This is a genomic window from Providencia manganoxydans, assembly GCF_016618195.1.
GTDB lineage: Bacteria > Pseudomonadota > Gammaproteobacteria > Enterobacterales > Enterobacteriaceae > Providencia > Providencia manganoxydans.
Window position 1 is genome coordinate 1425837 of the sequence record NZ_CP067099.1, and the last position, 26799, is coordinate 1452635.

A 26799-nucleotide genomic window follows, 5' to 3' on the forward strand; every position below is an offset into this window, starting at 1 on the left:
ATGATACTTCTAATTGCAGCGTTCTGCGTTGAGGTGTGCTATGCCAGTTATACTTTTAGCGGATCATATATTGATCGTTTAGCTACACCTCGAACTTTTTATTTACGGTTACTTTAAACCAGCTGCATTACGTAAGATTTCGGCTTTATCAGTTTTTTCCCATGGGAATTGTGAACGACCAAAGTGACCATATGATGCTGTTTGCTGATAAATTGGATGGAGTAAATCCAACATTTGAATTAAGCCATATGGGCGTAAATCAAAGAACTCACGAACAAGTAGTACTAACTGGGCTTCAGGGATTTTGCCTGTACCAAATGTTTCTACCATGATTGAGGTTGGTTCTGCCACACCAATAGCATAAGAAACTTGAATTTCACAACGATCAGCTAAGCCCGCAGCTACAATATTTTTAGCAACATAACGCGCTGCATAAGCTGCTGAACGGTCAACTTTAGACGGATCTTTACCTGAGAATGCCCCACCACCATGACGAGCCATGCCGCCATAGGTATCAACAATGATTTTACGGCCAGTTAGACCACAGTCACCCATAGGGCCACCGATAACAAAACGTCCAGTTGGGTTAATAAAATATTTGGTTGTTGGGGCTAGCCATTCTGTTGGAAGCACTGGCTTGATAATCTCCTCCATAACGGCTTCATGCAAATCTTGTTGTTTAATATCTTCTGAATGTTGGGTCGATAAAACAACTGCATCAATACCGACAATTTTGTTGTCATCATATTGAAAAGTGACTTGGCTTTTGGCATCAGGGCGTAACCACGGCAATGTGCCATTTTTACGAACTTCAGCTTGGCGCTGTACTAAACGGTGTGCAAAAGTAATCGGCGCAGGCATCAGAACATCTGTTTCATTAGTTGCATAACCAAACATAATACCTTGGTCACCAGCCCCCTGTTCTAAAGGATCTGCGCGGTCAACCCCTTGATTGATATCAGGTGACTGTTTACCAATTGCACTTAAAACGGCGCATGAGTTTGCATCAAAGCCCATATCTGAACTGGTGTAACCAATTTCACGAACAGTTTTACGTGTAATTTCTTCTATATCAACCCAGGCACTGGTGGTGATTTCTCCCCCCACCATCACCATACCTGTTTTAACATAAGTCTCGCAAGCAACGCGAGCTTTTGGATCTTGTTCAAGAATTGCATCAAGAACCGCATCAGAGATTTGATCGGCAATTTTATCTGGATGCCCCTCTGATACAGACTCAGAAGTAAAGAGATGTGTCGCCATGAAATTAATACCTTAGAATTCGCAGATTGTAATTGGATGTTTTAACATCTAGACGTCTATTTTAATCGCTTAACATGGAAAGTGCCACCTGTTTTTATTAAAAGAGAGTGAACACTAACTGTTACTCTTTGAAAAAGATGAATAGTTTTTAGAGAATACAAACAAAAAAAAAGTCTTTTGCTTAATTTTATTTCGAACAAAGCAATAACGTTTTGCAATTTCTGCTCAATCAATGTATAAACAGCGACCGTAATGGTTAGTTAGATATATTCCGTTATATACGAGTAGGTATATAAATTGCCTGCTATCTATCAGGAGTGTTTATCTTTTTCATTATTGATGAAGATTAAACAGTTATATTGGGGGTTAATGGGTGATGATCCATAATCTACTGAATAACAGTAACCAACAGCTATACGCGGATCGCCGTGTGTTTTTGGCTTTTACTTTCCTGTCCTTCTTTACTTCTTCACGAAGTTACCGTCACTTTCTCAGTACACCCTTGGCTACCAGTAGGTAAACTGCCAGCCTAATGGTCGTATTTGTCACCGTTTAGATGTTCTAAGCACTTTAATTAATCCGAGTAATAGCTGTTTCCCCGACATAACTGCCTAGTGTCACCACGTCATATGACGGGGTTCTATCTGGCCGGAGAAAGCGTCACTCACCCCTCCATATTAGGAGTTTGTTATGAATGATAATATCGCTCGTAAAATGCGCCAGACGTACAACATCGCATATTGGGGCGGTGGTTACTATCAGGTGAATGAGCGCGGAAATGTCTGTGTTTGCCCTAATCCTGATAACCCAGAAACATCCATCGATCTTGCTGAGCTTGTCTATCAAGTACAAGAGGAACAGGAACACCTGCGTTTACCCGCGTTGTTCTGCTTCCCACAAATCTTACAGCATCGTTTGCGTTCCATTAATGCGGCCTTTAAGCGTGCGCGTGAATCATACGGTTATAAGGGTGACTATTTTCTGGTATATCCTATTAAGGTTAATCAGCAACGACGTGTCATTGAGTCATTAGTTAATTCAGGTGAACCTCTTGGGTTAGAAGCGGGTTCAAAAGCCGAATTGATGGCAGTTCTCGCTAACGCAGGTCGTACTCGCACAGTGATTGTTTGTAATGGTTATAAAGATCGCGAGTATATCCGTTTAGCATTAATTGGCGAAAAACTCGGACACAAAGTTTATCTGGTTATCGAGAAAATGTCTGAAATTGAAATGGTGCTGAAGGAAGCGGAGAGCTTGAATGTTACACCTCGTTTAGGTGTTCGAGCACGTTTAGCATCACAAGGTTCAGGTAAGTGGCAAGCTAGTGGCGGAGAAAAATCTAAATTTGGGCTAGCGGCAACGCAAGTACTACAGTTAGTTGAAATATTACGTGATGCAGGTCGTTTAGAGAGTTTGCAATTATTGCATTTCCACCTAGGATCACAAATGGCGAATATTCGTGATATTGCGACAGGGGTTCGTGAATCAGCACGTTTTTACGTTGAATTGCATCGTCTTGGGGTACAAATTCAATGCTTTGATGTTGGTGGTGGCCTCGGCGTTGACTACGAAGGTACTCGTTCCCAGTCTGATTGCTCTGTCAATTACGGGTTAAACGAATATGCTAATAATGTCATTTGGGCGATAGGTGATGCGTGTGAGGAGTTTGATTTACCTCACCCAACGGTGATCACTGAGTCTGGCCGTGCATTAACTGCACATCATACCGTATTGGTATCTAATGTGATTGGGGTAGAGCGTAATGAATTTACTAAAACATCTCCACCTGATGAAGATGCACCACGTTCATTGATTTCTTTATGGGAAACATGGGAGTCGATGCAGCACCAAGGCAATAGCCGCTCATTACGTGAATGGCTTCATGATAGCCAGTTTGACTTACAAGAAGCGCATACACAGTATGCTCATGGCGTATTGGATTTAACCCAGCGCGCATGGGCGGAAGAACTTTATTTAAATATTTGTCGTCGTATTCAGCAAGATTTGGATCCAAGCAATCGAGCGCATCGCCCAATAATTGATGAGTTACAAGAGCGTATGGCCGATAAGTTTTATGTGAACTTTTCGTTATTCCAATCGTTACCTGATGCATGGGGGATTGATCAAGTCTTCCCTGTGTTACCTATTGAAGGTTTAGATAAGCCGCTAGACCGTCGTGCAGTACTGTTGGATATCACATGCGATTCAGATGGTATTATTGATCACTATGTTGATGGTGATGGTGTTGAAACTACCATGCCAATGCCTGCTTATGACCCTGAAAATCCGCCAATGATTGGCTTCTTTATGATTGGTGCTTATCAGGAAATTTTAGGTAATATGCACAATTTGTTTGGTGACACCGCAGCAATCGATGTATGGGTTGATAGCCAAGGCAACCTTCGTTATTTGCAAAGTGAAGAAGGCGATTCAGTCGCGGATATGCTGCAATATGTAAAATTAGTTCCTGAAGTCTTGTTAGAAAGCTTTACTGAGCAAGTGAAAGGGACTGGTTTAAGCGAACAGCTGCAAAAAGATTTTGTTGAAGAATTTGAAGCAGGCCTTTATGGCTATACTTATTTAGAAGACGAGTAATTTGCGATAAATCGCCATTAGATTTTTTAAATCAATCACAGGGTATCCTGTGAATAAAACCTAATAAATCAATGTATTTGGCAAATGCAAATACAGGTAGAGGTAGAAGTGATGATCAATAGTACATTAGGGAACCAGACTGATAATTCATTGGTTTCTAACGCATTTGGTTTTTTACGTTTTCCATTAAATTTTCAGCCTTATAGCTCAGATGCTGAATGGGTGATCACTGGTGTTCCATTTGATATGGCGACTTCAGGGCGAGCGGGGAGCCGACATGGTCCTGCTGCTATCCGTCAAGTATCAACTAACTTAGCGTGGGAAAGTCATCGCTGGCCATGGAGTTTTAAACTAACAGAACGTTTAAATGTCGTGGATTGTGGTGATGTGGTATTTGCTTTCGGTGATGCTCAGGATATGTGTGACAAATTACAAGCGCATACTGAGAAACTGTTAGCGTCAGGTAAACGTTGTTTATCGTTTGGTGGTGACCACTTTGTGACATTACCGTTATTACGTGCTCACGCAAAACACTTTGGCAAGATGGCGCTAATCCACTTTGATGCACATACAGACACCTATGGTAATGGTAGCCAATATGATCATGGTACCATGTTCTATCATGCACCAAAAGAGGGGTTGATTGACCCTAACCATTCAGTACAAATTGGTATTCGTACTGAACATGATAGCGATAATGGCTTCACTGTGTTAGATGCGGCACAGGTAAACGATCGCAGTGTTGATGATATGATTGAACAAATTAAATCAATTGTGGGTGATATGCCTGTCTACTTAACTTTTGATATTGATTGTTTAGATCCTGCTTTTGCTCCAGGAACAGGTACACCTGTGGTTGGTGGTTTAACTTCGGACCGTGCATTAAAATTACTGCGCGGCTTACAGCCGTTAAATATCGTTGGTATGGATGTTGTTGAAGTTGCACCTGCTTACGACCAATCAGAAATTACGGCTTTAGCCGCAGCATCGATAGCACTAGAGATGCTTTATTTGCAAGCATCTAAAAAATAAGATGTCTTAATATTAGGCTGTCATCTAGGCAGCCTAAATTTTAACTCGCTCAATCTGCATCAGCATTGCCTACCTTCAGCGAGCTGAGCCACATAGTGTATCGATACTCCTTTCCTATCTTCACTTGTTGCCTATCTGCATCTCGAATTATTTGGAGTTATAGACGATTTATTAAGCAAATATGGACAAATAGCATTTTTTGCCATACTTCTTATTGTGTAAATCTACCTCTAATTAACTAGTATTTTGCTTTTTAAAGTTATTCATATCGAAAATGTAAGTGATTCTCACTCAAAGATAGTGCAATCTATTATTATATTCTCTAATAACAGCCTATTATCATTACTTTGTAACTTGTTGTTAATCTTGCTAACGTAATTATTAGTTTGAGTCATTCATTTTAACGGCTTTCAATGGGAGAATACTTATGGCACTGAATAATAAAGTCATTTTAGTTACTGGTGCAGCACAAGGTATTGGGCGTGGTATCGCATTACGTCTAGCAAAAGAAGGTGCTGATATCGCACTGGTTGATCTGAAAAAAGATAAACTGGTCGATGTAGCTAAAGAGATTGAAGCACTAGGCCGTAAAGCGACCACATTTGCAGCGGATGTCAGTAAACGTGAAGAGGTTTTCGCTGCTGTTGCACATGCAGAGGCCGAGTTAGGTGGCTTTGATGTCATGATTAATAATGCGGGGATCGCACAAGTAAAACCGATCGCAGATGTTCGTCAAGAAGATATGGATCTTATCTTCAAAATTAACGTTGATGGTGTGATGTGGGGTATTCAAGCCGCTAGTGAAAAATTCCAGCAACGTAAACATAAAGGTAAAATTATTAACGCCTCCTCCATTGCAGGGCATGATGGTTTTGCCATGCTAGGGGTTTACTCAGCAACGAAATTTGCTGTACGCGCACTAACTCAAGCCGCGGCAAAAGAATATGCAAGTTCAGGTATCACCGTTAACTCATACTGTCCAGGTATAGTAGGAACAGACATGTGGGTAGAAATTGATGAACGCTTCGCTGAAATTACAGGAGCTCCAAAAGGTGAAACCTATAAAAAATATGTAGAAGGAATAGCATTAGGCCGAGCACAAACCCCAGAAGATGTAGCAGGCCTAGTCGCCTTTTTAGCGAGTGATGATTCTGATTACATTACCGGTCAGTCTATATTAACTGATGGCGGTATCGTCTATCGCTAATGCTCGTCAAACTTTCGAGCTGTAGCTTTGCTGATGGCGTTCGCTCACACTAGTCACATACTCATGTATGCGCCTAGCGATTCGCTGACTTGTCGCCTCGTTACAGCTCGAATTATATAGAGCACCGCTCGTCAAACTTTCGAGCAGTAGCTTTGCTGATGGCGTTCGCTCACACTAGTCACATACTCATGTATGCGCCTAGCGATTCGCTGACTTGTCGCCTCGTTACAGCTCGAATTATTTAGCGCATCGCTCGTCAAGCTCCGAGTTGTAACTTTGTTGATTGCATTCACTTACGCGAGTTACTATTTATATGTGTGACTAGCAATTCGCTGACTTGTCGCCTCGTTACAGCTCGAATTATATAGAGCACCGCTCGTCAAACTTTCGAGCTGTATCTTTGCTGATGGCGTTCGCTCACACTAGTCACATACTTATGTATGCTCCTAGCGATTCGCTGACTTATCGCCTCGTCAGATTTAAGTTGTAGCCTTATTAATAGGAACTGTTCATATTCGTCACCTATTTATGCATGTGACTAATTATTGATATATAAGAATGGATGAGAGATTAAATAAATATAGATTTTAAATTGTATTAAAATGTTTAATATTAACTTTCTACATAATAGTTTTGTTTTATAGTTATTGATTAATGGATTAGCCACATTGCAAACTATTTTAAATAAATATTAATTATAAATAATCCAACCTAAACTTAACTCTGTTAAAATTCTTTTGCTAATACATTAATAAATAATATATTCAATGATGCATATATGGTTTAGCCTAATTAAGGCTTGAGTAGAATAATCAATAGCTTTAATTTCGCGATATTTTCATTTATATAATAAATAAATTGATATTTTTCAAATAAACCATTTAATAAGGAAAGTTTATGTCGAATACCATTAAAGTAATGACGTTAAATACTTATTTACTGCATATTCCCTTCTTTAGTATTAGCGCTCTAACACAAGACAAGCGTATTAATGCAATGATAAAAGATAATATCTTTGAAGATATAGATATTGTTATTTTTCAAGAGGTTTTTAACTATGACTCTGAAAAAAAATTGCTATCTGGCATGCGTGAATTGGGTTTCTTCTATCACACACCTGTTGCAGCACAATATAATGAATCGATATTATCTTATTGTGATTCTAATCATTGCTGGAATGCTAAAAAAGGAGGATGGGATGTTATTCAGCAAGTCAACTCAGGTATTACTATTGTGTCTCGCCATCCTATTATCTACCGTGAATATCAGCTATTTGAAGATGCAGGATGTGGAGCTGATCGCTTTAGTGCCAGAGGAGGAGTTAGAGCGGTTATCGATATTAATAGTAAAGTGGTAAATGTATTTGGTACACATATGCAATCCGATGATAGCTTCTGTATTATGAGTCATCCATCTTCACATCGTAAGTCACAGTTAGCTCAATTGGTGAACTGGGCAGAACAATCAACGAGCGATGACCACCAAGCTATTATTTTAGGCGGAGATTTAAATATCGATTATGGTTCTGATGAATATAAGCAAGCATTAAAAATTATTGGTTGGAGAGAGCCTGAAAACTTTAATCCACAGCCATCTTGGGATTTCGCAACGAATAATATCATTCGAGAAGCTTCACCAGATGAACGGCATCGTTGGCATTTAGATTATATTTTTGCAAAAAATGTAGTTTCAATTAATGAACAGACGCGTGTTATAAAAACAAAGCAAGGCTATGATTATAATAATAAGCTATTTTTTGATTATTCTGACCATTATCCTGTTGTGGCTGAAATTGAATTATATTAATTTCAGCCATGGCAATGGTGCAGAGTGGTTCATACGATCAGACGTTTAAATGAGTTAAAATACGTTCGGCCTGCGTCCATAGTAATGAACCACCTTCATTTTCTAAAATAAAATGTTGGCAATTAGAGAAACGTGTTGAAAGTATTTTACCGAAATCAGGTGAATGGACGGTACTTTCATCTTTTTCCCCATACCATAATAATACTGGACAATGGATATCTTCGGGCTGAAATTTCCACTCTTGAAATGAAATTAATAGATCTTGTACGTATCCTAAATTACCTTGATGAAAAGCTTGATTCATACAGTCGGTATAGGCTTGCAAGAAGGTAGGCTCATTATAAAATTCTTGATCGATTTCTGCGCTATAGTGGAGTATAAAGGCCAGCAGCCATGGTGCACTCACATTCTTTTGTAACCAATCTGCAAGCGCTTCTGGGGTATTTCTGGCCTGTTCTTGCATATTGATAATATCAGAACGCAATATGGCTCTTGTTGCAGGATAGTCAAATTGATCTTGCCCAGCGACAATGGATAGCGAGCTCGGATGTCCATAAAAAGCTAAAGCCATAGCAAATACAGCTCCTTGGGAAAAACCAACCACAGAATATTGTTCAATCTGTTGTGAATTGAGTAACGCATTAACATCGACAGCAAAACTTGCTAACGATTTCTGTGGATCTATAGAAGAGCGGCCTAGGCCTGCACGCTCAGGGACAATTAACCTAATGTTCAACTTATCCAGTAATTCGATCCCAAAACCTAAAATTCCGCTCATGCCAGCCCCTGTACAAAAAACCACAGGGTAGCCGGATACAGGGCCTGATTCATACCAACTTAAATGACGATTGTCAGGTAGTTGAATTGAATATTGTCGAGAGTTAACGAACCGATTAGTTTGCATTACTGGATCCTAGCTGTCGTTCCAAAAAACAAATATGCTATGTTTTAGGGGATTGTATTGATATAAACGCGTCACACTTCGAGTTGAGCACTTCTGGCGGTGCCATTTCGTTTTCTATATTGCTAGCGACTCGAATGAGCTAGGGTATAAAATTATGAATACGCACACTATTTACAATATATTTCTTTGAGCATAGTTACTATCAAAGTGTGTTAAGCGTATATAGTAAAAGAAGAAGTATGTTGAATGCAAAGCTAATTATAGCAAATAGCAATGTTTTTTGACCGTGTTAACTCATACACGTTACATCACTTTTTATATCTCTGGCCTTATCATATAGCTGAAATTCTAATTATTTAGGGTATATTACTGTCTCATTTATTATTTCTAATAGGCGTTATTATGGGATTCTCTGATGCAGAAAAACAATGTTTACTAGCGGTAAAAGGGGTTGGTCCTACCGTGATTAGTCGTCTTGAGCAAATGGGGTTTTCATCATTATTGCAGTTAAGTGAAGCATCTTATGACGAAATTTTAATTTCTGGAGCTGCTTTAACCGGATCAAGCTGTTGGAAGAATAGTCCTCAAGCAAAAAAAGCTGTTGAAGGAGCTATAGAGGCGGCACGGCATTCACTGAAAGAGAAATAGATCTAAAGACATAATTAAAAGATTATCTCTGTTATTTTTAATTAATACTTAGCCGCTGTTTTTACATGAAAGACTAAGTAATTTGATTTACGATTAGCGAAATCAAATTACTTATATTTTTATAACTATGTTTAATAAAATGGTAAAGTTTATTTTATGTATGGTTATCATGGCAGTAGCCAGCACAGAAGAGGTAAATTATTTTCCTGATCAATGTGAAAGTTATAAAGGAATGCCAAAGAAAATTGCTGCTATTACATTTGCTGAACGAAAAATCACTCAACAGTCAGAATATTTAATCACGTTATTTGATGGGCCTACGGTAACGAAAAGAATTCCAGTTTTAGGGTTAAGGGGAGGGGATTATAACAAGAAAATGTTTGGTATCATTGAAATGGCATTCTCAACAGGGAGTCTTGTTACGATCCAGCACTGTGAGCAAGGAAACATTGCAGGATTGATGATCAGTTCTATCAATCAATTTTAAAATGCCTTGCCAGAAGCGGAGCTGTAAAATCTTTTTTAAGGTAAAAACCTCTGGGAAGGGTCATGATCGTTTGGCCCGATTCACCAATCCCTTCTGTTAGGGCTTTGCTATTTGCCGCCTTGGGGCGTATTTGTAAAACCTGTCCATGCCGAGCAGTAATCGTTTCGACTTTTCCTAATACAATCAAATCCATCAGCTCTTCCCAATCTTGACGTAATAATTTTTCTTCCAAAGGAGATGGGCTCCACAATAATGGGCTTGCCACACGTCGCTCGGCAAGTGGTATTTGCCGTTCACCTTCGATAGGAAACCAGAGCACACGTGAAAGCTTACGATAGACATGACTATTTTCCCATGTTAACCCGCTATTGCCAGTGAGAGGAGCAACAGAAACAAAGGTTGTTTCAAGAGGTACGCCATGGCGATCTATAGGAATAGTTTTTAGTTCAACACCAATATTTGCAAAGTCTTGTTCTGGCTTACTCCCTGCGGTGGCACCTAAGAAGTACTCAAGCAGCATACCAACCCAGCCTTTATCACGTTTTAGATCTGGAGGGATTGGTAAACCTGCATAGCTTGCTAGCTCGCCAAGTGTATAGCCTGCGAGAGCTTGTGCTCTAGCCATTAGCACAGATTCATTTTCAGGGGGTAAAGGTGGTGTAAATTGCATAATGCGATGAAATAATAGCCAAAAAAAATCCACAAGGTATATTCAGTATATCACTTTTTATAAGAGATTATTAATATATTGATATATAAGATAATAATTGCCTTTAATAAAAAAAATAAAACTAAAAAAAATAGGTTATTCACGTTCATCCCATGCTAATCACAGGGTCATGCACTGAGTTATCCACAGGTTTATTGGATAACTGTGAAAAAATTTAATTACTGTGTGTATTTACAGCCTTGACTTCGTCATTTTGTTGAGCTTCGTCACATAAAATGAGTAAGTTAAGTACATTACTTGTGGATAAATCATACATTGTTTGATCTTTGCTCACTTGAACTCCTAAACAAGGATGATGAAAAGATAAACAGTGAATAACTTGCCTTAAATCGCGTTATCCTTATGATTTATTAGAGTTTAATAAAAATGGTTAGTTTGCTTAATTAATCCCTTTAAAGGATATACCCTGATTACTATCGTGTTGTTAACATAGATATCCACAGAAAAAGTGAATAACATCCTTATTATTCACTTACAATGTTTATAACTTCTATGATTTCTGTGTATTATCCTCAGTGGGTTTAAACCATGCAGATTTAAAATCGAACCAACCGAAAGTATTCATCCTTGCTCCACGCATGGTTTTTTGCCCTTGTAACTCTAACCAATGGTGGAAAATAGGATGGAATATCTGTGAATCAACAAGACTTTCACACCAAGACTCAACATTTAATTGTTGATTTCGCCATTTAACGAGCTCTTCGTTTAACGAGTTACCTAAGCATTGACGTAAGAGTGGAATTTCGTACAAAGTAGCAAAAATAGAAAATTCCAGAGGTTTAAAAAAGTTAGCAGTGGCTAACCAAATATCACTTTCGACATCACCATTAAACCACGCTTGATAATCAACAATTTGTATTTTTAATTCAATGCCTTGTGATTTTAAAACGCGTTTCATGATCTGGCTAATCGCATAAAACTCATGGTGCTGTTGGTAAAAGGTGACGGTGAGCTGAGTAAGATCGGCTGGTTTTGGTAGCGGTGTTAGCATCTTACTGTGATGCCAATGAAGCAATAAGCCATAGGCAGGCGCCCAGTGCCGTTGATAAAAGGATTCACAATGAGCTAATAAATTTATTGGCGTCAAATAACTGCACAGCCATTTACGGATATCACTGCGTTGAGAAAGCGAAGAGCGTTGATCCATCAACAAAAAGTAACAACCTTCCTCCATTCTGCTTTCTAGTGAATCATTAGGTGTATTGTCACTGTCCATTTTTAATGTGGTACAAACCATTTGTTCAGAAAGCTCTGGTACGACCCAAATAGTCACTTCATCGAGTAGTGCACGATAGCCAAAGTATCGCTCAAATGCGGTAATGGTAAGTTTTTGAGGTAAGTTTTTTTCGACGAGATAAGGTCCTGTACCAATAGGCAATTTATTAAAATTTTCAAGGCTTTCCCATTCTTTAGGTATGATAGCCGCATGAGGGCTACCTAATAATAATGGGAGCTGCTTATCTGGTGAACTTAACTGAATATCAATCACGTAAGGCAGTGGGGATGTAACAGATTTAATATGAGAAAATAGTGGCCAACAATGACTTAAGCGCATTAGTGAGCTAATAACGTCATCGACTAACATTTCTCGTCCATGATGAAAATAGATTGCTGGTCTTAAATAAAAGCGCCATTCGGTATCACTAATTGCTTGCCAATAATGAGCTATCCCATTTTCGACTTCCCCTTTTTCCTCATTTATATGGGTTAGCCCGTTAAAGATTTGGCTCATTAAATGAATTTCAGAGCGGCGTATTGGTGTTCCGGGCAGCAAATTAGGAAAATCACGATAATAAATGATACGTAATAGGTTTTTGCCTTGGCGATAGCTTCTTTCCAGCTCAGAAAGCACCATTTGGCGAATAGTTTCTTTGTCACCGACTAGTGCGACTAATTTTTCAATACTTTCTTCTTTTAATAAGCGTTCAGCCTGAGCTTGTTGTAATTCTAATCCATTAACGTGAAAAAGTAGGGTAGATCGTTTACCTCGACCAGCCTCAGCTTGCCAACTTAACCAGCCATGAGATTGCATATTATTGAGTAAAGTACGAACGTGACGACGAGAGCAAAACAGGGTGTCAGCAATATGTTGCAGTGTGGTTTCACTATCTTGCCCTTGAAAGTGCTGCCAGAGGCGAACAAATTGCGTTTGCAGGCGAGAATTAGACATAAAAGGGGAACTCCGGCAATGATTTCATCAATTTTTATTTCCTAATATCCCATTGATAATAGGTACTAGTAAGTAGCTCGTTAGGTCTGCTAGTTAGCAGGCCGACTCCCCGAATTATTGAGTAATGGTAATTTACCAGCCGACAGCTTAGGTTATCGGCTTTTTTATTGTTTTTTACCATGGCACTTTCTTTTCTAATAATACAAAAACAATAGGGATGGCTTGAGATTAGATTAGCATGTAATGAAAAGCTTGTTCACTATTTAAAAACAAAAACGCCTGCAATCATTGCAGGCGTTTGGTAGTTGAAACTTAATCGTTAACGCATAAACGAAGGGAGTTTTTGTTCATATTGGCTAATTTGCTCTGCATGTTGCAATGTCAAACCAATACTATCAAGGCCATTCATCATGCAATGGCGGCGGAAACTATCAATCTCAAAATGATAAGTTTTATCGCCAGCTTTCACGGTTTGATTTTCTAAATCGACTGTGAATTGGCATCCTTCATGCTGCTGCACATAATTAAACATTTCGTCGACTTCTTGTTCGCTCAATTTAATTGGTAATAACTGATTATTAAACGAGTTGCCATAAAAGATATCGGCAAAACTTGGTGCAATCACCACTTGAATACCAAAATCGGTTAGTGCCCAAGGAGCATGTTCCCTTGATGAGCCGCAACCAAAGTTTTCACGAGCCAATAGAATACTTGCGCCTTTGAATACCGGTTTATTTAAGACGAAATCTGGGTTAGGTTGTTGGCCTGCATCATCTAAAAAACGCCAGTCATTAAACAAATGTTGGCCGAAACCAGTACGAGTCACTTTCTGCAAAAACTGTTTAGGGATAATTGCATCTGTATCGACATTTGCAGCATCTAAAGGTGCGACAATACCAGTATGAGTAATCAATTTTTCCATTTCATGTCTCCTTTAGGCTTGAATATCACGTACATCAGCAAAGTGACCATTGATCGCTGCTGCTGCTGCCATCGCAGGGCTGACTAAGTGAGTGCGACCAGCTCGGCCTTGGCGGCCTTCAAAGTTACGATTACTGGTGGATGCACAACGCTCACCCGGGTTTAAACGGTCATTGTTCATTGCAAGGCACATAGAGCAACCCGGTAAACGCCATTCAAAGCCAGCTTCGATAAAGATTTTATCTAAACCCTCTTGTTCTGCTTGTGCTTTAACTGGACCAGAGCCAGGGACGACAATGGCTTGCACACCCGCAGCGACTTTTTTGCCTTTTGCGATTGCCGCAGCTGCACGCAAATCTTCAATACGAGAGTTGGTGCAAGAACCGATAAACACTTTGTCAATTTTCACATCAGATAATTTAATACCTGATTCTAATCCCATATAAGCTAACGCTTTTTCCGCAGAGGCACGTTCGACAGGATCACTGAATGATTCAGGTGCTGGGATTGGTTGATTAATGGCAATTACTTGACCTGGGTTTGTTCCCCAAGTGACTTGAGGTTCAATGTCGCTAGCTTGTAACGTGACGACTTTATCAAACTGGGCATCATCATCCGTTTTTAACGTTTTCCAATAGGCAACAGCCTCATCCCATTCAGTGCCTTTCGGGGCAAATTGGCGTCCTTTCATGTAATTGAAGGTGGTTTCATCGGGTGCAATGATCCCCGCTTTTGCTCCTAATTCGATAGCCATATTACACACTGTCATACGGCCTTCCATGCTGAGGTTTTCGATAGCTTCGCCACAAAATTCAACAATATAGCCTGTTCCGCCTGCGCTACCTGTTTTACCGATAATAGCCAATACGATGTCTTTTGCTGTAATTCCAGCAGGGGCTTTGCCGACAACTTCAATTTTCATTGTTTTGGCACGCGCTTGTTTCAAGGTTTGCGTTGCCATAACATGTTCAACTTCAGATGTACCGATCCCGAAAGCTAAAGCACCGAATGCACCATGTGTTGCGGTATGTGAGTCACCACAAACAATCGTCATACCCGGCAAGGTGATACCTTGCTCAGGTCCCATAACATGGACGATCCCTTGATAAGGGTGGTTGAGGTCGTATAACGTGACGCCAAATTCTTCACAGTTTTTCATCAGTTCTTGCATTTGGATCCGCGCCATATCACCACATGCATTGATATCTTTGGTCTGCGTAGAGACGTTATGATCCATAGTGGCGAATGTTTTGCTTGGCTGATGCAATGGGCGATTCTTTGTTCTTAAACCATCAAAGGCTTGAGGTGAGGTCACTTCATGAACCAAATGACGATCGATATAAATAAGAGGTGTCTCGTTGTCAACTTCACGGACAACGTGGGCATCATATAATTTTTGATATAAAGTTTTAGCCATGTTACACCCCTTCACGAATATAGCGGGCGATAATATCACCCATTTCACTAGTACTAACGGACTTACCACCACCTGCCAAATCAGCAGTACGATGCCCATCTTCTAACGCTTTATTGACCGCTCTTTCGATAGCATCTGCGGCATCGTTTTCATTTAAGCTGAATCTTAACAGCATTGCTGCGGATAGAATTTGTGCGATAGGGTTCGCAATATTCTGTCCTGCGATATCTGGTGCTGAGCCACCTGCTGGCTCATATAAGCCAAAGCCAGCTTCATTTAAACTTGCAGATGGCAGCATTCCCATTGAACCTGTGATCATGGCGCATTCATCAGAAATAATATCGCCAAATAAATTCGAACATAGCACAACATCAAATTGTGCAGGCGCTTTGATCATCTGCATGGTCGCGTTATCAATATACATGTGGCTAACGGCGACATCAGGGTATTCTTTGGCGATTTGATTAACAACTTCACGCCATAAAACTGAGCTTTGTAACACATTAGCTTTATCAATTGAGGTTACTTTATGATTACGCTTTTTCGCGGATTCAAAGGCAATACGGGCAATACGTTCGATTTCATAACGATGGTAGACTTCAGTATCAAATGCATACTCTTCTTTACCTTCGCCTTTACGGCCTTTAGGTTGACCGAAATAGATACCACCCGTTAATTCACGCACGCACAAAATATCGAAACCTTGAGCAGCAATATCAGCTCTTAATGGGCAAAACGCTTCTAAAGCTTGATATAAACGCGCTGGGCGCAAATTACTGAATAATTTAAAATGCTTACGTAGTGGTAATAAAGCACCACGCTCAGGTTGACTATCAGGCGGTAAGTTTTCCCATTTAGGGCCACCGACAGAGCCAAACAGCACCGCATCCGCATTTTCACAACCAGCCACTGTTTCTTCAGGCAATGGTTTACCATGACGATCAATAGCGATGCCGCCAACATCATATTCTTTAGTGGTAATCGATAACGCAAAGCGCTGACGGATAGCATCTAATACTTTATTTGCTTGCGCCATAACTTCTGGACCAATGCCATCTCCAGGCAATACGGCAATATGATAGCTCTTAGACATTGTTATACAGCTTCCTTTGTATTTGATTGTGATTCTTGTTGATTTATTTTTTGTTTTTCTTTTTCGACTTGCTCAGAACGCCAAATGCTATTTAATACATGCACCATTGCTTTTGCAGAAGACTCAACGATATCTGTTGCTAAGCCCATTCCGTGGAAACGGCGATTGAAGCATTCGACAACAATATCGACTTGACCTAATGCATTTTCACCTTGGCCTTTTGCGGATAATTTGTAAGATACTAATTGAATAGGGTAATTTGTGATCTTGCTAATAGCTTGATAAATAGCATCAACAGGGCCGTTGCCAGTGGCAGCTTCTGATTTTTCCTCTTCACCGCAGCGCATTTTCACTGTTGCGGTCGCAACGACACTGGAGCCTGATTGGGTGCTGAAATAGTCCATGACAAAATGGTCAGTTTCATCTTGCTGATTAGCAAAGAAAGCCAATGCTTCTAAGTCATAATCGAACACTTGGCCTTTCTTATCGGCTAAACCTAAGAAGGCGGTATACAATTCATCTAAATTGAAATCTTTCCCTTCATGGTATCCCATTTCTTCCATGCGATGTTTAACCGCGGCACGACCTGAACGAGAGGTTAAATTCAATTGGATAGCTTTCAAACCAATCGATTCTGGCGTCATAATTTCATAGGTTTCGCGGTTCTTCAGCACACCGTCTTGGTGGATCCCCGATGAGTGAGCAAATGCATTGCTGCCTACAACAGCTTTATTGGCAGGGATCGGTGTGTTACATAACTGGCTAACTAATTGGCTGGTACGGTAGATTTCTTTGTGATTAATATTGGTATGAACATTCATCATCTGCTCGCGCAATTTTATGGCCATAATCACTTCTTCTAATGCGGTATTACCTGCACGTTCACCTAATCCATTAATGGTTCCTTCAACTTGGCGAGCACCCGCTTGTACGGCTGTAATGGAGTTGGCAACAGACATGCCCAAATCATCATGACAGTGCACAGAAATAATAGCTTTATCAATATTAGGAACGCGTTCATATAAAGAAGTAATAATGCCACCGAATTGGTATGGCGTGGTGTAGCCTACAGTATCTGGAATATTGATGGTGGTTGCGCCAGCTTTGATTGCGGATTCAACAATACGGCATAAGTTATCAATATCGGTACGGCCTGCATCTTCACATGAAAATTCAACATCATCAGTATAACGTCTAGCGCGTTTGATTGAGTCGATCGCCATATCCATGACACCATCAAACGTTTTATTTAATTTCTTTTGTACATGTAAGTTTGAGGTAGCTAAAAAGATATGGATGCGAAATGCTTCAGCGACTTTTAATGATTCAGCAGCCACATCAATATCATTTTGCACACAGCGAGCTAATGCACAGATACGGCTATTTTTAATTTCACGAGCGATAGTTTGTACAGATTCAAAATCACCGGGAGAGGAAACCGGAAAACCTGCTTCAATGATATCTACGCCCAAGCGTTCTAACGCAAACGCAATCTGTAATTTTTCTTTAACGGATAAACTTGCCTGCAATGCCTGTTCGCCGTCACGTAAGGTGGTATCGAATATAATGACTTGATCGCTCATGTTGTGTTCCTCTTTAAATACAGAATTTTATCGTTATATTTTTGCGGTGCCGGCAGGCATAAAAAAACCCGCGGCTGGCGCGGGTTCTTTATGTTTCTGGACTGCGTGTTACCTTCCGTCCACAAGCATACCGCGCACATTGGATGCGAGTAGTAGTAGGCTTAGTAGGCGGATAGAAATTGTCATTTACGCGGTCTCTAAAATTTGTTTTTCATCAAGATATATTTATTGATACGTGATCTTTTCTTTGCTGTCAACTTTAGATTTTTGTCGTAAATTTTGCGAATTATGAATCATTATCAATACTTAGTGATTGTGACTAATTTCTAAATTTTTAGTGATGTTTTTCCCTATATTTTGGTCATAAAGCAGGGGTAAAATTCTTTTCATGAAATGTCGAGGTAAAAACATAGCATAAACTGATTGTTTTGGGTGTTTTTTGCGCGATTTTGCGATGTGAATAAAGCGATAAAGTGAGAAATAGAAATAGGCTTGAATTATAGTTTTCAATCAATAAATTATTCGGTAAATGAATAATTTATAATTAATCTGATAATGAGAATGTTTCGGTAAAGCTGATCATATTTATTATGATTTATTTTAAAAATTGTTTTATTATTTTGGGGTTAACAATAGTAGTTTTAAATGAATGAGTAATATTCATTTAATATATGAATACCTTCGCTTCTTATTACAGCTTATATTGTATCATCAAATCTATAAGTTATATAATTAGAGCGTCGTTTTATAAATGCAGGGAACGCAGAATAGCTTATTATGTATAAGTTGTTTGAAAAATAATATTTAATGAATTTATGCATCTATTAAATAAGTTATAGGTATATGAATTGTCATTAATTAAAAATGATAAATATCTTTATTGGAGTAAAGAATGATTGATTTTGATACAGTTTCACCAACAAAAAAAGAGAATAGTGATATTCATCTAAGAAACGTAGACTTAAATTTACTGACAGTCTTTGATGTTGTAATGCAAATGCAAAATGTGACTAAAGCAGCACAAATTTTGGGGATGTCACAACCTGCGGTAAGTAATGCAGTATCTCGTTTAAAATCAATGTTTAATGATGAGCTTTTTGTTCGTTACGGTAGAGGGATCCAACCGACATCACGTGCTAAGCAATTATTTGGTCCTATTAGACAAGCCTTACAATTAGTTCATAATGAACTACCCGGAGCCTCTTTTGATCCCCTGATTAGCGAAAGGATTTTTAATTTAGCGATTTGCTCCCCTCTAGATATTCGCTTAGCGGCAATTGTTGTCGAAAAGTTTAAAGAAATATCACCTAATATTAATATAGTTATTCATGGTTTCTTAGATAATAACATTGAACATAAACTAAAATATCAAGAAACAGATTTTTCGATAAGCTACAATAAGCTCGGTAAAAACGAATATCAACATCAAATTATCTTTAATGATGAAGCTGTTTTAGTGGTGGCCAATAACCATCCTTATATTGGAAATAGCATCACGCTTGAAGAGTTAGTAAACGAAAAACATGCAGTTATGTCTATGGATAATATTGGTTCATTTAGTCATTTATATTATTCTAATACTGATTTATCACAAACAATTAGTTATCAAGGAATCAATTTACACAGTGTGCTAAATATGGTGTCACAAACTAATTTAGTCGCTATTGTACCTAAATGGTTGGTTGAGCATGCAGATAATAAATTCCCTGTTCGCACAGTGGCCTTGCCTTGGGCTGACAATACACGTCCATGTTATTTAACATGGCATGAGTCAACGTCTCGCGATAAAGGGCATCAATGGATGAAATCACGAATTTGTCAGCTTATTACAGAATCATCAATCTAGGCTTACTGCTGATTAACCCTTCTTATACTGTTTAATTAAAATTTACTTAAGGTGCGGCTAGGTAATCTGTGAATGAGGTGCTAGGGGCATACACAGTATGTGATGAATAGCGCATGAACCTAGTCGCCATACCTTAATTAAAAGTGTTGTAACAGGTCGTATTATGAGAGTAACTCGTCAGAGTGAAATACAATAGTGGGTTTTGTTAAGCCAATAACATTTGCATAATCTTTACATAATACCTCTTTCCTCGCTCCTTTTTAGTCTATACACTCCAAGTATTCAGCTAACAGTTGTAAGCTGAAATAATTAACTTACGAAGTGTCTTGTGACTTTGCCGAATCACTTCAGTTAACAAATGTACTATAGGAAACACACTTTGATTACTGAAAACCTTTATCCTTACCATCTGGTTAATCGCTTGCACAATAGATTTAGTGCTGTTGAATCGGCAAGCCGGATAGCTTTCAGTCAATGGCATAATGGCCAACAGAGTGAGCTGACGTGGAAGGAAGTTGAACAACTCTCTTCTGCAATTGCTTGCCGTCTTCTGTCGCTTAATGTTGCCATACAGGAAAACATTGGGTTATTTGCCCATAACAGTATGAATTGGTCTTTAGTTGACCTCGCTGTTTTACAACTAAAAGCCGTGACGGTACCTTTATATGCAACAAGTAGCTTAGAACAAGCCGCCTATATCATTAATGATGCAAACATCCGTATTCTATTTGTCGGCGAGCAAGAGCAGTATCACATTGCGTGTCAATTAAAATCGCATTGCCCACAGCTTATTGCTATTGTGGTGCTTAACAGTGATGTTGAGTTACTAGAAAGTGACATTCCTTCATACCACTTATCGCACTTTATTGAGCAAAATACCGTAGAATATCAAGATGAATTAAATCGTCGAATTGCTGCTCATAACCTTAGTGATCTTTTCACTATCATTTATACATCAGGAACAACCGGTGAACCTAAAGGTGTTATGTTGGATTATTACAACATGGCAGCACAACTCTATTTGCACGATCAACGTTTGAAACTCACTTCTGAAGATGTATCATTAAGTTTTCTACCACTATCTCATGTTTTTGAACGCGCTTGGAGTTTCTATGTTATGCATACTGGCGCTCGCAATGTGTATTTAACAGACACCAATGCGGTTAGAGAGGCATTAGCAGATGTAAAACCAACGGTGATGTGTGCCGTGCCTCGTTTTTATGAAAAAGTATATAGTGCGGTATTAGGTAAAGTTGCTAAAGCGCCTCTACCGCGTCGTTTATTGTTTAAATGGGCACTAGCCCAAGGTAAGAAAAAAACGAAAGCTCTTACCAAAGGCTCATCACTCTCAATTATTAATAACGCATTTTATAATTTGGCGGATAAATTGGTTCTCACCAAGTTGCGTCAGTTGCTTGGTGGACGCATTCGTTTTATGCCTGCTGCTGGTGCGCGCTTAGATGATGATGTGATTGCTTTCTTTTTAGCCGCTGGCATTAATATTAAGTATGGTTATGGTATGACAGAAACCTGCGCGACGGTTTCATGCTGGGAAGAAGGGCGTTATCCGCTCGGATCTATTGGTACACCTTTATCATCAGTTGAAGTACGTATTGGCAATAATAATGAAATTCAGGTCAAAGGACCTGTGGTGATGAAAGGTTATTATAATCGTCCACAAGAAACTGATGATACTTTCACAGCGGATGGCTGGTTAAAAACAGGTGATGCGGGTGAGATAGATGCACAAGGCAATCTGTATATTACTGATCGTTTGAAAGATTTGATGAAAACATCGAATGGTAAATATATTGCACCACAAATGATTGAAGGGGTGTTAGGGCAGGATCAATTTATTGAACATATTGCGGTAATTGCAGATGCGCGCAAATTTGTATCGGCTTTAATTGTGCCTTGTTATGATTCACTTGAGGAATATGCAAGGTCGATTAACTTAAAATACCGTGACCGACTTGAATTGCTCAAAGACTCAAATATCGTGGCCTTATTTGAAACTCGCTTAAAAGATTTGCAAAAAAATATTGAAGCATTCCATCAAGTTAAACGTTTTACACTACTTCCTGTCAATTTCTCAATGGAAAAAGGAGAGCTGACACCAACACTCAAATTACGTAGAAAGATCATATCAGAACGTTACCAGTCTGAAATAGAATCAATGTATCGTGAATAATTAAGCTATCACATTTCTCTCTTAGCCGGATATTTAACATCATATCCGGCTGCACTTTGCACTCTTTTTCACTACATTGCAGCGATATTTGCTGCTCTTCGTTATTATCTTAGTTAGTTCGACTAATAATTAATAAAGATGGAGTGAATGCTCTAAGTTGACATTTTTGCTTAACAAATGATGTTTGCGTCGTATTAATCTCAACGATATGTTAATAGCAGTCATAATTACGACAGAAGAAATGACAATAATTACGAGGACAGTCATACCTCTGTTAACTTGCAAAAATAGTCTGGGGGCAAACTCATGGAGATGTTGTCGGGAGCAGAAATGGTCGTCAAGTCATTGATAGACCAAGGTGTAAAGCACGTATTTGGTTATCCAGGTGGTGCTGTTTTAGATATCTATGATGCACTTCATACCGTTGGTGGTGTGGATCATATACTCGTTCGTCATGAACAAGCCGCTGTACATATGGCGGATGGATACGCACGATCGACAGGGGATGTAGGAGTCGTCTTAGTGACTTCAGGGCCCGGTGCGACAAATGCGATCACCGGTATTGCAACAGCATACATGGATTCTATTCCCTTGGTCGTACTATCAGGGCAAGTCGCAAGCTCCCTTATCGGTAATGATGCATTCCAAGAATGTGATATGGTGGGAATATCTCGCCCAATTGTAAAACATAGTTTTTTAGTTAAAAAAGCGGAAGACATACCTGCAATCATCAAAAAAGCATTTTATATTGCAGCAAGTGGGCGTCCTGGTCCTGTGGTCATTGATTTACCTAAAGATACAGTCAGCCCGGCGCACAAATACCCTTATCGCTATCCTGAAACAGTTTCTTTGCGCTCATACAACCCGACGTTGCAAGGCCATAAAGGACAAATCAAAAAAGCACTTTCTAAGCTGATAGCAGCACAAAAGCCAGTATTTTATATTGGTGGTGGTGCGATCAACTCAAGCTGCTCACCAGAAATTCTAGAACTTGCTGAAAAGTTGCAACTTCCAGTGGTTTCGACGTTAATGGGACTCGGAGCTTTCCCTGAAACACATCATTTATCCGTTGGGATGTTAGGCATGCATGGGACTTATGAAGCCAATAAAGTCATGCATAACTCGGATGTAATTTTTGCAGTTGGGGTGCGTTTTGATGATAGAACCACCAATAACCTCGAAAAATATTGCCCAAATGCCACGGTTATCCAAATCGATGTTGACCCAACCTCTATTTCAAAAACCGTAAATACAGATATTCCGATTGTTGGTGATGCTAAATTGGCACTTCAGCAAATGCTGAGCCAGTTAGATCAAGCTTCCACAAAGCAGAATAGCCAAGCGCTTCAGGCGTGGTGGAAGGATATCGAAACATGGCGCGAGAAAAAATGCCTTAGTTACCAAACCAATAGCCAAAAAGTTAAACCACAGCAAGCCATTGAAGCTATCTATCGTTTAACACAGGGTGAGGCTTATGTGACTTCAGATGTCGGCCAACATCAAATGTTTGCGGCATTATATTATCCATTTGATAAACCTCGTCGCTGGATCAACTCAGGTGGCTTAGGAACGATGGGCTTTGGTTTACCCGCTGCTTTAGGGGTTAAATTAGCGCATCCACAATCTACCGTTATTTGTGTTACTGGTGATGGCAGTATTCAAATGAATATTCAAGAGCTGTCAACGGCGCTGCAATACGGCTTACCTGTCATTGTATTGAACTTAAATAATGGTTTTTTAGGCATGGTGAAGCAGTGGCAAGATATGATTTATCAAGGGCGACACTCTCACTCTTATATGGAATCATTGCCTGACTTTGTGAAGCTTGCTGAAGCTTATGGTCATGTCGGTATTTCTATCAGCTCTCCTGCTGAGTTAGATGACAAGTTAAAGCAAGCCTTGGTTGAGGTTAATGAAAACCAACGCTTAGTGTTTGTTGATATTAATGTTGATGAAACTGAGCATGTTTACCCAATGCAAATCCGTGGTGGTGCAATGGATGAAATGTGGCTGAGCAAAACGGAGAGGACTTGATCATGCGTCGTATTTTATCAGTTTTATTAGAAAACGAATCCGGTGCGTTATCTCGAGTCATCGGGCTATTTTCTCAACGTGGCTACAATATTGAAAGTTTGACGGTTGCACCGACAGATGATCCGACATTGTCTCGAATGACTATTCAGACAAAAGGCGATGCGAAAGTTCTTGAGCAAATTGAAAAGCAGCTACATAAATTAGTAGATGTATTGCGTGTTAGCGAATTAACGGCTTCAGCACATATTGAACGTGAAATTATGTTAGTTAAGTTGCAAGCATCAGGTTATGGGCGTGATGAAATCAAACGTTGCTCAGATATTTTCCGTGGACAGATTGTTGATGTGACGCCAACGCTTTATACCGTTCAGCTCGCAGGAACAAGCGATAAACTAGATGCTTTTATCGAAGCGGTGCGTGGTGTTGCTGAAATTGTTGAAGTTGTACGTTCAGGTATCATCGGTGTATCACGCGGTGATAAAATTATGCGATGAAAAATTTGTCAGCTGAAGGTAGAATGCAGTAATGTGTAAAGCCCCGAGTCATTCGGGGCTTTGACCGTCAGCTGTTATTTTATACTCTAAATAATTCAAGATGCAGGTAGTTAATCCCCTCTACTGCTTGAAATATAACGAGTATATAGGCTTGCGGTTATTAGAGACTGCAATATAAGCAGTATAATCAATGTATTAAGTTTGGTTGAAACACACAAAGAGGTTAACGTGAAACTGGATGAAATAGCCCGTTTAGCAGGGGTTTCCCGCACAACGGCTAGTTATGTGATCAACGGCAAGGCCAAGCAGTATCGAGTCAGCGATAAAACTGTAGAAAAAGTGATGGCTGTTGTCAGAGAGCACAATTACCATCCAAATGCCGTAGCTGCGGGGCTACGCGCAGGGAGAACACGTTCGATAGGGCTAGTCATCCCTGATCTCGAAAATACGAGCTATACTCGTATCGCTAATTATCTTGAACGTCAGGCACGCCAACGCGGCTATCAGTTATTGATAGCCTGCTCTGAAGATCAACCTGATAATGAAATTCGTTGCGTTGAACATCTTTTGCAGCGTCAAGTTGATGCGATTATTGTCTCAACGGCACTACCTCCTGAACATCCTTTTTATCAGCGCTGGGCAAATCGTTCCTTACCTATTATCGCTCTTGATAGGGCGCTTGAAAAAGAGCACTTTATTAGCGTAGTGGGTGATGACCAAGAAGATGCATTGATGATCTCAACTGAGCTGAAGAAATTTCCTGCAAAATCAGTGTTATATCTTGGCGCTTTACCTGAGCTATCCGTCAGTTATTTGCGTGAACAAGGTTTTCGTAAGGGCTGGGAAGGCGATTCAAGAGAAGTTAATTATCTGTACGCTAATAGTTATGAGAGGGCGTCAGCAGCAGATGTGTTTGCTGAGTGGTTAGATAAAGGCAATCAGATGCCTGATGCTTTGTTTACGACGTCATTTTCGCTGTTGCAAGGTGTGCTCGATGTCGCATTGAAACGTAACGGGCGCTTACCAGAACATATGGTAATTGCAACGTTCGGTGATAGCGAGTTGCTTGATTTTCTTGGCTGTCCTGTTTTATCGCTTGCACAGCGTCATAGGGATATTGCTGAACGTATTTTAGAATTAGTTCTTGCAAGTCTAGATGAAAAGCAAAAACCTGATACAGGTATTACACGTATTCGCCGTGATTTATGCCGACGTGGTAGCTTAGGTCGTAAGGAATAATTATTTTTTAATTAATCTGGTTGAATACTGAGTGATATCGATCACATTTATGAGTATCATATTAGCCCCTATTCAAAAGGGGCTTTTTATTTCATGCTAAAAATAAGTAAATATTTAACTTTAGGAATATTCTTAATCGGATAAATCTAATTTCTCGAAGTGGAATAAAATTAAATAAAAAAATTAATTTAAAAGTTTAGGTTTAAATATAAAATTTATCCTGAATCCATATTTGAGTTAAAATACTGTCTATTAAAACAGTGTTTTAATAGGTTGAAATTTATGGTTTTTATTTTCCTGTGAGGCAATTATCGAGAATATTTATAGTAATTAGACATTCACGGTTAATTTGAAAGTAAAGAATCGGTTATCGATAAGCTGATTAAAAATGAGACGTATATAGGATATATCATCATTTGCCCGTTTTTTCGTCAGTAAAATAGAATTAAGTCAATATTTACTGCATTGTCAAAAATAAATGAGTTATATCAACCCGTTATTCATAATTTTATCTCCGAATTAGATTTTACCCTCTCTTATCTTTTCTGAATTGTTCTGTAAATAAAGCAAAAGCTAGGTGCATCTGGCTTGACAAGGTTTTCCTACCATTCGTAAACTTTATAAGTGGAGAATTGTGGGGTAAAGTGGGTAAACAGGAAATAAAGAGGTTTTACTGGGTATGTTTCGTGGGGCAACACTGGTAAATCTCGACAGCAAAGGGCGTCTTACCGTGCCTACCCGATATCGGGGAATGCTGAGCGAGGAATCTAAGGGGCAGATGGTATGTACCATCGACCTCCACCAGCCATGCCTATTACTTTACACGTTACCTGAATGGGAAATTATTGAAGAAAAACTGTCTCGCTTATCAACCATGAACCCTGCGGAACGGCGTGTACAGCGTCTGTTATTAGGGCATGCCAGTGAATGCCAAATGGATAATGCAGGGCGTCTTTTGTTAGCTAGTACGCTGCGCCAACACGCAGGGCTAACAAAAGAGGTCATGTTAGTCGGCCAAATAAATAAATTTGAACTTTGGGATGAACAGACTTGGTATCAGCAAGTTGAAGAAGATATAACTGCTGAAAGACAAACCCAAGAACCGCTGTCAGCCCGCTTACAGGATTTGTCACTATAAA

20 protein-coding genes are annotated in these 26799 nt (G+C 39.4%); 12 read left to right on the top strand and 8 right to left on the bottom strand.

Going from position 1 to position 26799, the window contains the following annotated elements; translation table 11 throughout:
- Nucleotides 1-108 precede the first annotated feature (108 nt).
- Nucleotides 109-1263 carry a methionine adenosyltransferase gene (gene metK, locus JI723_RS06180; RefSeq protein ID WP_070925244.1) on the bottom strand — a complete coding sequence of 385 codons (1155 nt, stop codon included), beginning with the start codon at nucleotides 1261-1263 and terminating at the stop codon, nucleotides 109-111.
- A 690-nt stretch (nucleotides 1264-1953) separates the two neighbouring features.
- Between metK and speA the strand changes: the two genes are divergently transcribed.
- The 4 genes from speA (at nucleotide 1954) to JI723_RS06200 (ending at nucleotide 7903) form a co-directional block, all read left to right on the top strand.
- Nucleotides 1954-3858, top strand: coding sequence for a biosynthetic arginine decarboxylase (gene speA, locus JI723_RS06185; protein ID WP_318708868.1), 1905 nt, complete (start codon nucleotides 1954-1956; stop codon nucleotides 3856-3858).
- Nucleotides 3859-3969: 111 nt separating this feature from the next.
- Entirely contained in the window at nucleotides 3970-4890 is a 921-nt protein-coding gene (speB, locus tag JI723_RS06190; protein ID WP_272580152.1) for an agmatinase, read from the top strand.
- Nucleotides 4891-5317: 427 nt separating this feature from the next.
- Nucleotides 5318-6097 carry an acetoin reductase gene (locus JI723_RS06195; RefSeq protein WP_070925245.1) on the top strand — a complete coding sequence of 260 codons (780 nt, stop codon included), beginning with the start codon at nucleotides 5318-5320 and terminating at the stop codon, nucleotides 6095-6097.
- A gap of 897 nt (nucleotides 6098-6994) precedes the next feature.
- Entirely contained in the window at nucleotides 6995-7903 is a 909-nt protein-coding gene (locus tag JI723_RS06200; RefSeq protein WP_272580151.1) for a sphingomyelin phosphodiesterase, read from the top strand.
- Nucleotides 7904-7940: 37 nt separating this feature from the next.
- Here the strand turns inward: JI723_RS06200 and JI723_RS06205 are convergent, their stop codons facing one another.
- On the bottom strand, nucleotides 7941-8807 hold the full coding sequence (locus JI723_RS06205; RefSeq protein WP_272580150.1) for an alpha/beta fold hydrolase: 867 nt from the start codon (nucleotides 8805-8807) through the stop codon (nucleotides 7941-7943).
- Nucleotides 8808-9209: 402 nt separating this feature from the next.
- Here JI723_RS06205 and JI723_RS06210 point away from each other — a divergent pair, with 402 nt between their 5' ends.
- Entirely contained in the window at nucleotides 9210-9455 is a 246-nt protein-coding gene (locus tag JI723_RS06210) for a helix-hairpin-helix domain-containing protein (protein WP_140181774.1), read from the top strand.
- 169 nt (nucleotides 9456-9624) lie between these two features.
- Nucleotides 9625-9942, top strand: coding sequence for a hypothetical protein (locus JI723_RS06215; RefSeq protein WP_272580149.1), 318 nt, complete (start codon nucleotides 9625-9627; stop codon nucleotides 9940-9942).
- Here JI723_RS06215 and mutH read toward each other — a convergent pair.
- From mutH to leuA, 6 genes are all read right to left on the bottom strand, one after another.
- The gene (gene mutH / locus JI723_RS06220) at nucleotides 9929-10612 is read right to left on the bottom strand and encodes a DNA mismatch repair endonuclease MutH (protein WP_070925315.1); all 684 of its coding nucleotides are present in this window, start codon (nucleotides 10610-10612) and stop codon (nucleotides 9929-9931) included. The genes JI723_RS06215 and mutH overlap by 14 nt on opposite strands.
- Nucleotides 10613-11162: 550 nt before the next feature.
- Nucleotides 11163-12842, bottom strand: coding sequence for an HTH-type transcriptional regulator SgrR (gene sgrR / locus JI723_RS06225; protein ID WP_319066245.1), 1680 nt, complete (start codon nucleotides 12840-12842; stop codon nucleotides 11163-11165).
- 319 nt (nucleotides 12843-13161) lie between these two features.
- Nucleotides 13162-13764: a 3-isopropylmalate dehydratase small subunit gene (gene leuD / locus JI723_RS06230; protein WP_319066243.1), complete on the bottom strand. Its 603-nt coding sequence runs from the start codon at nucleotides 13762-13764 to the stop codon at nucleotides 13162-13164.
- 12 nt (nucleotides 13765-13776) lie between these two features.
- Nucleotides 13777-15180 (bottom strand): 3-isopropylmalate dehydratase large subunit, encoded by a 1404-nt coding sequence (gene leuC, locus JI723_RS06235; protein WP_272580146.1) that lies wholly within the window; start codon nucleotides 15178-15180, stop codon nucleotides 13777-13779.
- A gap of 1 nt (nucleotide 15181) precedes the next feature.
- A complete protein-coding gene (gene leuB, locus JI723_RS06240) occupies nucleotides 15182-16273 on the bottom strand; it encodes a 3-isopropylmalate dehydrogenase (protein ID WP_272580145.1) in 1092 nt (363 codons plus the stop codon).
- Nucleotides 16274-16275: 2 nt separating this feature from the next.
- Nucleotides 16276-17856 carry a 2-isopropylmalate synthase gene (leuA, locus tag JI723_RS06245; protein WP_070925253.1) on the bottom strand — a complete coding sequence of 527 codons (1581 nt, stop codon included), beginning with the start codon at nucleotides 17854-17856 and terminating at the stop codon, nucleotides 16276-16278.
- An 892-nt stretch (nucleotides 17857-18748) separates the two neighbouring features.
- Between leuA and leuO the strand changes: the two genes are divergently transcribed.
- The 6 genes from leuO (at nucleotide 18749) to mraZ (ending at nucleotide 26798) form a co-directional block, all read left to right on the top strand.
- Nucleotides 18749-19702: a transcriptional regulator LeuO gene (gene leuO / locus JI723_RS06250; RefSeq protein WP_272580143.1), complete on the top strand. Its 954-nt coding sequence runs from the start codon at nucleotides 18749-18751 to the stop codon at nucleotides 19700-19702.
- 358 nt (nucleotides 19703-20060) lie between these two features.
- Nucleotides 20061-21893: an AMP-dependent synthetase/ligase gene (locus JI723_RS06255; protein ID WP_272580142.1), complete on the top strand. Its 1833-nt coding sequence runs from the start codon at nucleotides 20061-20063 to the stop codon at nucleotides 21891-21893.
- A gap of 306 nt (nucleotides 21894-22199) precedes the next feature.
- Nucleotides 22200-23927 carry an acetolactate synthase 3 large subunit gene (gene ilvI, locus JI723_RS06260; RefSeq protein WP_070925256.1) on the top strand — a complete coding sequence of 576 codons (1728 nt, stop codon included), beginning with the start codon at nucleotides 22200-22202 and terminating at the stop codon, nucleotides 23925-23927.
- 2 nt (nucleotides 23928-23929) lie between these two features.
- Nucleotides 23930-24421, top strand: a complete 492-nt coding sequence (gene ilvN, locus JI723_RS06265; RefSeq protein WP_070925257.1) for an acetolactate synthase small subunit — start codon at nucleotides 23930-23932, stop codon at nucleotides 24419-24421.
- 228 nt (nucleotides 24422-24649) lie between these two features.
- Nucleotides 24650-25660: a catabolite repressor/activator gene (gene cra, locus JI723_RS06270; protein WP_070925258.1), complete on the top strand. Its 1011-nt coding sequence runs from the start codon at nucleotides 24650-24652 to the stop codon at nucleotides 25658-25660.
- A 679-nt stretch (nucleotides 25661-26339) separates the two neighbouring features.
- A complete protein-coding gene (gene mraZ, locus JI723_RS06275) occupies nucleotides 26340-26798 on the top strand; it encodes a division/cell wall cluster transcriptional repressor MraZ (RefSeq protein WP_070925259.1) in 459 nt (152 codons plus the stop codon).
- The last annotated feature ends 1 nt before the right edge of the window (nucleotide 26799 follow it).